This window comes from Muriicola sp. (assembly GCF_041567615.1).
In the GTDB taxonomy this organism is placed as follows: domain Bacteria; phylum Bacteroidota; class Bacteroidia; order Flavobacteriales; family Flavobacteriaceae; genus Muriicola.
Window position 1 is genome coordinate 1 of the sequence record NZ_JBFGBM010000108.1, and the last position, 9,143, is coordinate 9,143.

General features: G+C 50.0%; 11 protein-coding genes and 1 pseudogene. 9 read left to right on the forward strand and 3 right to left on the reverse strand.

The genetic code is table 11. The annotated features are described in order from the left end of the window. The 9 genes from ABYP73_RS08525 to ABYP73_RS08565 form a co-directional block, all read left to right on the forward strand. On the forward strand, window positions 1-798 hold a 798-nt coding region (locus tag ABYP73_RS08525; RefSeq protein ID WP_372974041.1), incomplete at its 5' end, for a cbb3-type cytochrome c oxidase N-terminal domain-containing protein. 20 nt (window positions 799-818) lie between these two features. Further along, window positions 819-2,234 carry a cytochrome c oxidase accessory protein CcoG gene (gene ccoG / locus ABYP73_RS08530; RefSeq protein WP_372944606.1) on the forward strand — a complete coding sequence of 472 codons (1,416 nt, stop codon included), beginning with the start codon at window positions 819-821 and terminating at the stop codon, window positions 2,232-2,234. 32 nt (window positions 2,235-2,266) lie between these two features. Continuing rightward, complete coding sequence (locus ABYP73_RS08535; RefSeq protein ID WP_372944605.1) at window positions 2,267-2,713, forward strand: FixH family protein; 447 nt, start codon at window positions 2,267-2,269, stop codon at window positions 2,711-2,713. Between the two features lie 9 nt (window positions 2,714-2,722). Continuing rightward, window positions 2,723-3,430, forward strand: a complete 708-nt coding sequence (locus ABYP73_RS08540) for a sulfite exporter TauE/SafE family protein (protein ID WP_372944610.1) — start codon at window positions 2,723-2,725, stop codon at window positions 3,428-3,430. Window positions 3,431-3,480: 50 nt separating this feature from the next. Continuing rightward, window positions 3,481-4,752: an acetyl-CoA hydrolase/transferase family protein gene (locus tag ABYP73_RS08545; RefSeq protein WP_372974042.1), complete on the forward strand. Its 1,272-nt coding sequence runs from the start codon at window positions 3,481-3,483 to the stop codon at window positions 4,750-4,752. A 10-nt stretch (window positions 4,753-4,762) separates the two neighbouring features. Then, window positions 4,763-5,407: a deoxyribose-phosphate aldolase gene (deoC, locus tag ABYP73_RS08550; protein ID WP_372944603.1), complete on the forward strand. Its 645-nt coding sequence runs from the start codon at window positions 4,763-4,765 to the stop codon at window positions 5,405-5,407. Window positions 5,408-5,417: 10 nt separating this feature from the next. Further along, window positions 5,418-6,116: a purine-nucleoside phosphorylase gene (deoD, locus tag ABYP73_RS08555; protein ID WP_372944602.1), complete on the forward strand. Its 699-nt coding sequence runs from the start codon at window positions 5,418-5,420 to the stop codon at window positions 6,114-6,116. Between the two features lie 23 nt (window positions 6,117-6,139). Next, window positions 6,140-6,916 (forward strand): TIGR00730 family Rossman fold protein, encoded by a 777-nt coding sequence (locus ABYP73_RS08560; RefSeq protein ID WP_372974043.1) that lies wholly within the window; start codon window positions 6,140-6,142, stop codon window positions 6,914-6,916. A gap of 53 nt (window positions 6,917-6,969) precedes the next feature. After that, entirely contained in the window at window positions 6,970-7,419 is a 450-nt protein-coding gene (locus tag ABYP73_RS08565; protein WP_372944600.1) for a DUF1643 domain-containing protein, read from the forward strand. Here ABYP73_RS08565 and ABYP73_RS08570 read toward each other — a convergent pair. The 3 genes and pseudogenes from ABYP73_RS08570 to ABYP73_RS08580 form a co-directional block, all read right to left on the reverse strand. Continuing rightward, window positions 7,416-8,198, reverse strand: a complete 783-nt coding sequence (locus ABYP73_RS08570) for an ABC transporter permease (RefSeq protein ID WP_372944599.1) — start codon at window positions 8,196-8,198, stop codon at window positions 7,416-7,418. The genes ABYP73_RS08565 and ABYP73_RS08570 overlap by 4 nt on opposite strands. Further along, entirely contained in the window at window positions 8,191-8,901 is a 711-nt protein-coding gene (locus ABYP73_RS08575) for an ABC transporter ATP-binding protein (RefSeq protein WP_372944598.1), read from the reverse strand. The genes ABYP73_RS08570 and ABYP73_RS08575 overlap by 8 nt, the downstream gene beginning before the upstream one ends. Next, window positions 8,901-9,143, reverse strand: a pseudogene (locus tag ABYP73_RS08580) (nitrous oxide reductase family maturation protein NosD); the annotation flags it as partial. The pseudogene ABYP73_RS08580 and the gene ABYP73_RS08575, both read right to left, overlap by 1 nt.

The following is a 9,143-nucleotide window of genomic DNA, read 5'->3' on the forward strand; positions in this document are numbered from 1 at the left end:
ATCCTGATCGCCATTGAACTCATCGTGAAATCGGTAGAAAATGTGCTTTTCCAGACCCTTCCGGATGACGCCAAAGAGCGCTACCTCAATGCCAGGACCCGTTCCTGGTCCTGGGCATGGGGAAAAAAGATGTACAAAAAACTCCTCGGAACAAGACCCATAGAGGAAGAAGGAGAGATCATCCTGGATCACAACTATGACGGGATCAAGGAATTAGACAACAAACTCCCACCCTGGTGGGTGTACCTCTTTTATGCTACGATCCTGTTCGGGGTGATCTACCTGGCACGCTTCCACGTGTTCAATGACTACACCCAGGACCAGGAATACGAAATGGAAGTCGCATCGGCACAGGCCGCTATTGAAGAATACCGTAAGACCGCCAAGGATCTGGTAGACGTCAACACGGTAACCCTCCTGACGGATGCATCCGACCTGAGTGCTGGCCGGGCTATTTTCGAAACCAACTGCGTCGTGTGCCATATGGCGGACGGAGGCGGAGGCATAGGCCCCAACCTCACCGATGAATACTGGATCCTCGGAGGAGGCATCAAGAATGTCTTCAGGACCATCTCCGAAGGAGGAAGGGATGGAAAAGGTATGGTCGCCTGGAAACAATCGCTTAAACCCGCCGAAATGGCCCAGGTAGCCAGCTATCTGCTCACTTTCCAGGGTACCACACCTGCTAATCCCAAGGCTCCCGAAGGTGAGATCTGGATAGATGAAAACGCCCCGAAAGAGGCGAGTCCGCAGGAAGAGACCCCCTCGGATTCTACCGATGTGGTCATGAACGAATAAGAGAATAAAGGGCTGAACTTGTGGCTGACAATGAACATTTCCGGGATTCCATAGGGACCATCAATGAAGAAGGCAAGCGTGCCTGGGTGTTTCCAAAAAAGCCCGCAGGAAGGTTCTATGAGTATCGGAAATACGTCAGTTATGTGCTACTGGTATTCCTTTTTGGGGCTCCATTTATAAAGATCAACGGTAACCAGTTCCTGATGTTCAACGTGCTGGAAAGGCGGTTTAACATCTTTAGCTACCCTTTCTGGCCCCAGGATTTTCACTTATTTGTCATCTCCATGATTGCGGGGGTGATCTTCGTGGCTCTGTTCACTGTAGCCTTTGGCAGGATCTTCTGCGGGTGGATGTGTCCCCAGACCATTTTTATGGAAATGGTCTTCAGGCGGATAGAGTACTGGATAGACGGGGACAGGGGCGCCCAGATGCGACTTGACAGGCAACCCTGGGATGGGAATAAGATCCGGAAGAGGGTGTTGAAATGGAGTATCTTCTTTCTTATCTCCTTTCTGATCGCCAATGTGTTTCTGGCCTACCTCATCAGTAGCGATACCCTGATCCGTTATATCACTGAAGGGCCTGTGAACCACCTTAGCACCCTGGCGTCCCTCCTGATCTTTACGGGAGTATTCTACTTTGTGTTTGCCTGGTTCAGGGAACAGGTCTGTATCATTGCCTGTCCCTATGGGCGTTTACAGGGCGTTTTGCTCGATAACAAGTCCGTCGTAGTGGCCTATGACCACAAAAGGGGAGAAGCGGAAAAGGGAAGGAAGAAATTCAGGAAAGGAGAGGACCGCGAAGCCCTCGGATATGGGGATTGCATCGACTGTTTCCAATGCGTACACGTTTGTCCTACAGGGATAGACATCCGCAACGGCACACAGCTCGAATGCGTGAATTGTACGGCCTGTATGGACGCTTGCGATGAAATCATGGAAAAGGTGAACCTGCCCAAAGGGCTGATCCGGTACGCCAGCGAGGATAATATAGAAAAGAAAGCGAAGTTCTCCTTTACGCCGAGGATGATGGGCTATTCCGCAGTGCTTGTAGTACTCATCGGGGTGCTGGTCGGGATGCTCTTCCTCAGGAACGATCTGGAAGCCACGATTTTGCGTCTGCCCGGTCAGTTGTACGAACGAAAGGAAGGGAATATCATCAGCAATGTGTACACCTTCAAACTCATCAATAAGACGACGCGGGATGTGGAGGATGTCAGCTTTAAACTGCTCTCCCACCCCGGTAAGATCGAGGTGGTCACTCACAGGAATTTCGAGGTCCCTGCAGAGCAGCTGACGGAAGGCACATTGTTTATAGAAATCAACACGGGAGATCTGGAAACGGATAAGGATAAGTTGAGTATTGGGGTGTTCAGCGGGGAAACCCTGCTGGAAACTGCCACAACGCGTTTTCTGGGCCCAAGGAATTATTATTGAACTCATTGTATTGAATAAGTAAAAAAGAGATTATGAAACTGAATTGGGGAACGGGTATCGTACTGGCTTTTGTGGGGTTTATCGGGTTTATCCTCTTCTTTGTGGTCAGGATGAGCCTGGACGACAGGTCTAATCACGACCTGGTGACGGAAGACTACTACAAAAAAGAACTGGTATTCCAGCAGGATATCGATGCGATGAAAAAAGCAAAGGCCCTTTCCTATCCACCCCGGGTGGAAAAGACTGAAGCCGGCATGCTCATCCATTTCCCGGTAAATATGTCCCCTGAAAAGATAGAAGGTAAAGTGTCCCTGTACAGACCGTCCAATAAACACTTGGATTTCGACTTACCCATAAGTGTATCCAAACCAAATTTGCTCATACCTGACAAACGTTTGTTGGATGGTCGCTGGGACATGGATGTAAGGTGGACCTATGAAGGAGAAACCTATCTTTTAAGGAAGAGTTTTACCTATTGATATAGGGTGATGATCTATACGGCATTTCTATTAGGGTTACTGGGAAGCCTGCACTGTGTGGGGATGTGCGGCCCTATTGCCTTTATGCTTCCACTGGATCGGGATAGCAGGCCGAGGATGTTCGGGCAGCTCTTCCTGTACCACGCCGGCAGGATCTTCTCTTACAGCCTGATGGGGCTTATTTTCGGATACTTCGGCAAGGGGCTCTACCTCTTTGGAGTACAGCAGAACCTATCCATCGCGGTTGGGATTCTGATCCTTCTGGCTCTGGTGATCCCTAAGAAGTTTGCCCGGCGTTTTGAGATTTCCCGCCCTGTATACCGGTGGGTTAGCAAACTCAAATCCGGTCTTGGGGATGCGTTGAAAAAAAGAACGGCCGATACCTATCTAACCATAGGAGTGTTGAACGGCTTTTTACCCTGCGGACTCGTCTATATGGCCGTATTCGCTTCCATCGCCATGAGTTCCCCAATCCTTGGGGCTTCGTATATGGCCTTGTTCGGTCTCGGCACCATCCCGCTGATGAGTTCTGCCGCCTATATTGGCGGAATTCTTCAACCTGCAGTCCGGGCCAGGATCCGCAGACTTATTCCTATCTTCGTGGCTGTACTGGGCATCCTGTTTATCTTAAGAGGCATGGGGCTGGGCATACCGTATGTTTCACCCAAACCGGCATCGCCCCAGGTCACGGCCCAAATGGAGTGTCATCAACCCTAATGTAGCCAATTGATAATAACCCTATACTGTAATTAATTTTAACTTACCCTATGAAAATAGTTTCCAAGACCGAGGCTGCTGCCATGGTCAAATCGGGAGACAGGGTGTTCCTTCAGGGAGCAGCCATGACCCCAAATACCCTGATGAATGCTGTCTGTGAACGGTATCAGGAATTGTCGGATGTCGAGATCATTTCCATCCACACGGAAGGCGATGTGCTCTACGCCACTCCGCCTTACAACAAGGCTTTCAGGATCAATAGTTGTTTTGTCGGCGGGAATGTGAGGAAGGCCGTCAATACCAATAAAGGAGATTATGTTCCCATTTTCCTCAGTGAGATCCACCTGCTTTTCAGAAGAAATATACTTCCACTGGATGTGGCTCTTATTCAGGTCTCGCCTCCGGACAGGCACGGGTATTGTTCCCTGGGTGTTTCTGTAGACGTGACCCTGCCGGCCATTCAGACCGCCAAACTCGTTATCGCTCAGATAAATCCCCGGGTACCTAGGACCCATGGAGATGGGATCATCCACCGGAGTGCGATCGATGCCGCCATAGAGATAGACAAACCCCTGCATGTGCATCCCATGGGAGCTATTTCGGATATCGAACACAAAATTGGTAAGCACGTAGCGGAACTCATTGATGATGGCGCCACGCTTCAATTGGGCATAGGCAATATCCCCAATGCAGTCCTGACCAACCTGGACAATCACAAGAGGCTGGGGATTCATACCGAGATGTTCTCTGATGGCCTGTTGCCCCTCGTGGAGAGAGGGGTGATCACGGGAGAGGAAAAGACATTGAAATCGGGCAGGATCGTCACTTGTTTCGCGGCGGGTTCCCAAAAACTCTACGATTTTGTGGATGACAACCCCATCGTGAATTTCAAGGAAGCTGCCTATACCAATGACACCAACGTCATCCTGCAGAACCCCAAAGTAACGGCTATCAACAGCGCCGTGGAAATAGACCTCACCGGACAGATCTGTGCAGACTCAGTGGGGACCAAACAGATCTCCGGAGTGGGAGGCCAGATGGATTTTATCCGGGCAGCGTCCCTTTCCAACGGCGGTAAACCCATATTTGCTTTAACCTCCCAGACCAAGTACGGAGCCTCCAAGATCGTTCCCTTGTTGAAAAATGGAGCAGGGGTTACCACCACCCGTGCCCACGTGCATTATGTGGCTACGGAATACGGGGTAGTTAATTTGTTCGGCAAGAACCTCCATCAAAGGGCTAAGGCCCTGATCTCCATAGCCCACCCTGACCATCAGGAAGAATTGTCCAGGGCGGCGTATGACAGGTTTGAACGCGACTAAAAGCATAGAGATGCAACCTTTGAATACGTACATCGACCATACCCTGTTAAAATCCACTGCCACCGCAAAAGAGATCGCTGAACTCTGCGATGAGGCCAAGGCGAATGGATTTTTTGCCGTCTGTGTCAATAGCTGTTACCTGTCTCTGGCAAGAGAGCACCTCCGTGATTCCGGCGTAAAACTGGCCGCTGTCATTGGCTTTCCCCTGGGCGCCATGGCGACCCTGGCCAAGCTGAGTGAAGTACGCTATTGCCTGGAACAAGGTGCCGAGGAGATCGATATGGTCATGAATGTAGGCTGGCTGAAATCCGGGATGCAGGAGGAGATCGCTGAGGAGATCCGGCAGATCAAGGAACTTATGGGATCATCCATCCTCAAGGTCATCCTGGAAATATGTTACCTTTCGGAAGAAGAGATCCGGCAGGCCTGTGACCTCGCCCTCAGGGGAAGGGCGGATTTTGTAAAAACCTCAACCGGGTTTGGTCCCGGAGGCGCCACCCTGGAAGCAGTTCGCATCATGAAAGAAGCTGTTGGGAACAGAGCAGGGATCAAAGCCTCAGGAGGTATCAGGGACAGGGAGATCGCTCTAACATATATCAAGGCCGGGGCTACCAGAATAGGAACGTCCTCGGGAGTACAAATGATGAAAGTGTAATAAAAGAATTATGGGTACACATATCAATGCCCGCAAAGGGGATATAGCCGAAACGGTATTATTACCCGGAGATCCCCTCCGGGCCAAATGGATAGCCGAAACTTTCCTGGAGGATGCCAAATGTTACAACCAGGTGAGGGGCATGCTGGGGTTTACGGGGCATTTCAAGGGGAAGCGTATTTCCGTACAGGGAAGCGGAATGGGCGTTCCATCGGCTTTGATCTATTACCACGAGCTGATCGCGAACTATAACGCTAAAACGCTTATCCGGGTGGGGACTGCGGGAAGTTTCCAGAAAGACATCGGTCTCCGGGATGTGATCCTCGCTATGTCTGCATCCACTACTTCATCTATCAATGACCAACGTTTTCCTTCTGCCCATTTCGCACCAACTGCCAATTTCGAACTCTTTCAGAAGGCCGTTGAATTCGCCAGATCGGAAAAAATACCCATCAAAGCCGGAAATATACTTACACACGACCTGTATTACGAAGATGATATGGATGAATACAAGCGATGGGCGGCCTATGGAGTACTGTGTGTGGAGATGGAGACAGCCGGGCTGTACACAATTGCTGCCAGGCAGGGCGTAAAGGCTCTTTCTGTCCTGACAATTTCAGACTCCCTGGTAACCGGCAAAGTCACCTCCCCGGAAGACAGGGAACACAGTTTCGGAGATATGGTAAATATCGCTCTGAATATTGCTTAAAATACCTCTCATGCCTTGCTGAAATGAAAGATGACCGAGATAAATACCGCCTGCAAGCCTCTGAATCAGCATTCCTGGAAGGTCCTTTATCCCGTTTCAGGGAGCTTATGTTCACCTTCAGGGTACAGTGGAGTTTTATAAAAGGGTTTCGCAAGATGCACTTTATCGGCCCATGTGTGACTGTTTTTGGGTCCGCTCGTTTTGATGCCGATAACCCCTATTACAAGAAAGCAGAAGAGATCGGGGCAGAGATGGCCAAGCTGGGATTTACGGTCATGACGGGTGGCGGACCCGGGATCATGGAAGCGGCTAACAAGGGAGCCTACGAGGCCGGAGGATATTCCGTGGGGTGCAATATCATCCTCCCTTTTGAACAGAAACCCAACAGGTTCCTGCATCGCTGGATCGATATCCGGTATTTCTTTGTCCGCAAGTTCCTCCTGTTGAAATATTCTTACGCCTTTGTAGTGATGCCCGGGGGGATGGGGACCCTGGACGAATTGTTCGAATCCCTCACCCTGATACAGACCAAAATGATCCAGAATTTCCCCGTGGTCATCTTTGGGTCTGAATACCACAAAGAACTTTGCCAGCACATTCGGGTAATGGCAGAGAACGAAAGTATCAGCCCGGAAGACATGAAGCTCCTTTTCGTGACAGATTCCGTGCCCGATCTCGTAGAACACATCAGGCTCTATGCCATCAAACGCTTCCACCTGGTGAAAAAACCAGTATCTCCAAGCTGGTGGCTGGGGGAAAGGAAGAAGAAAGAAACCCTGCATTCTATCCCGGCGGAATAATGGTATACCGTCACCTCCCAAATATAGCCGTACAGGCTGTATTCTCAGAGTGCATGAGATACAGGTACCTCCTGAACCTCACCGACACAACTCGTAGTCCTGCCAAAACGGTTTGTGTGGTTATGCAAAACCCGAGTATAGCAAATGAAGAAGTGGCCGATAAATCAGTGCAATTCCTGGAAAAGTTGATTTTTGAAAAGGGGTTGCCCCAATTCGAGGAGGTCCACCGTTGCAGTATCGTAAACCAGTTCGGGAAGGTCCAGACCAAAAATTTTTTGGGCGATCCCGAGGATATTGGACAGGAAAACGACCGGCATCTCCGGGAGGCCATAGAGGAAGCAGACACCGTGTTGATTGCCTGGGGTAAGAATAATCCTTATGTGGCCCGTCAGGAGTTCATCCTGGAACTCGTCCGGAGATCGGGAAAAAAGAAGGTCTGGAAAACCAGGAAGCATCCCTCCCGGGGTTATTACCGGGATTTTATCGCTCCCCTTGTTTTTTAAAAGTCCTTTTTCTCAGCCACAAAGACCATCCGAAAAACGGGCAGAATCGTCCACAAGAGCAGCATAAGTAAGGAGATGATCAGGCCTGTGTTCGTCCCAAAAAATTGTTTGAATACCGCTCCGGTATACCCCAGCAGAGCAGAGATATCGAGTTTGAGGAGGATAAGCGTCCTGGACAGGTCTACCGGATTCAGCAAGGTAGCCACCAGGGAAACGTTGTCGAGGGGATATTCTTCAAAAAGGATGAGGGAGATCAGGAACAGGCCGTCATAGATCACTGCCATGAACAGCCAGAGAAGGACGGCATAGCCAAAGCCCTTGATCCTGTTCTCATTGGAGATGGCAATATTAAAGGCCAGGGCAGTAAAGATCATGGTCAGGAAGGCACCGGTAACCAGAAGAAGCGAAAAATCGAATATGGCTTCACTCTTAAACAAGCCATAGATCGCAAAAGGGACCCCCAACCCTATGACGAGGCTGAAGGTGAGGGAGGAAGCCACTCCCAGATACTGTCCTAGGAAAATGGATCTGCGGGGTATGGGCTGAGCCAGGAGGAGCTCGGTGAACTCCTTTGAGTTATAACAGTACATAATCCCAAAAATAGTCCCGATCAGGGGTACCAGGACGATGATGATATTCATCAGCGTGATCACTGCCTTGGAAACATCGTTGTTCAAAAAAAGAAGCACGAACCCCAGCAACAAGTAGAACATGAAGTAAACATAGCTCCACCGGCTTCGCATCAGATCGTAAAAACTGTATTTCAGGATTTTAAACATCGGCTGTGGTTGCTGTTATGGCCGCGATGGCGTGTTCCAGATTCTTCTGTTTTGTCTTCTTTTTCAATTCCTCTACACTACCCTGAAAATAGATCCGGCCCTCCAGGAGATATATGACCTCATCCGCTATTTCAGCGACGAATTCCATAATATGAGAAGTGATCAGGATGGTCTTCCCCCGGGAGTGTTCTTCCCGGATCAATTTCTTCAGCCGTATCAAAGCAGCCGGATCCAGTCCTGTGGTAGGTTCATCCAGGATGAGCAGGGGGCAGTCGAACATAAAGGACAGGACGATGTTTACCTTTTGCTTGGTCCCGCCTGAAAGGGTGGAAAGTCTTTTTTGCATATGGGGCCCGAGGCCAAAAAGCTCCACGAGTTCCTGCTGTCTGTCGGGCCTCTGCCTGAGGTCCCTGATCATATCAAAGAGTTCCCTGACCCTCACATTCCCGGGGAAGTCGGCAATCTGAGGCATGTAGTTGATCTCCGACCGGTACTTCCAGGATCTCCTGATCAGGGTATTCATGACCTCTATGGAGCCCTTGTCGGGGATGACCATGCCCAATATGCACTTGATCAGGGTAGTCTTGCCCGACCCGTTCGGTCCCAGGACAGCGATGATCCCGCCTTTTCCGATACGGAGGTCGAGTCCGTCCAGCACCTGGTTCTTGCCGAATTTCTTATAGAGGTTTTCTACACTGATCATCAATGTCTTCTCATTATGGGGTTTGCATCTATCAGGTTGTCAGGGGTGAAAATAGGGGATACTTTCTCAGAAAAATCGATAATGTCCATAAAAAGGCTGCGCAGTAATATGATGGTCTCAGGCGTTCGGTTCACAATATAGGAAAACAGTTTCACCGGGCGGTAAGGCACGTCCCCTACCCCGTCTTTATCCAGGTCGTATCCTGTGTATTCGCTCCAGTAATTCCCGTCGAAGACATTGTC

Bases quoted from the DNA above. Each gene is read 5' to 3' on its own strand.
- ABYP73_RS08565 (WP_372944600.1), top strand. From the start codon at position 6,970: ATGAGATACAGGTACCTCCTGAACCTCACCGACACAACTCGTAGTCCT.
- ABYP73_RS08545 (WP_372974042.1), top strand. From the start codon at position 3,481: ATGAAAATAGTTTCCAAGACCGAGGCTGCTGCCATGGTCAAATCGGGA.
- deoC (WP_372944603.1), top strand. From the start codon at position 4,763: ATGCAACCTTTGAATACGTACATCGACCATACCCTGTTAAAATCCACT.
- ABYP73_RS08560 (WP_372974043.1), top strand. From the start codon at position 6,140: ATGAAAGATGACCGAGATAAATACCGCCTGCAAGCCTCTGAATCAGCA.
- ABYP73_RS08540 (WP_372944610.1), top strand. From the start codon at position 2,723: ATGATCTATACGGCATTTCTATTAGGGTTACTGGGAAGCCTGCACTGT.
- ABYP73_RS08535 (WP_372944605.1), top strand. From the start codon at position 2,267: ATGAAACTGAATTGGGGAACGGGTATCGTACTGGCTTTTGTGGGGTTT.
- deoD (WP_372944602.1), top strand. From the start codon at position 5,418: ATGGGTACACATATCAATGCCCGCAAAGGGGATATAGCCGAAACGGTA.
- ABYP73_RS08570 (WP_372944599.1), bottom strand. From the start codon at position 8,198: ATGTTTAAAATCCTGAAATACAGTTTTTACGATCTGATGCGAAGCCGG.
- ABYP73_RS08575 (WP_372944598.1), bottom strand. From the start codon at position 8,901: ATGATCAGTGTAGAAAACCTCTATAAGAAATTCGGCAAGAACCAGGTG.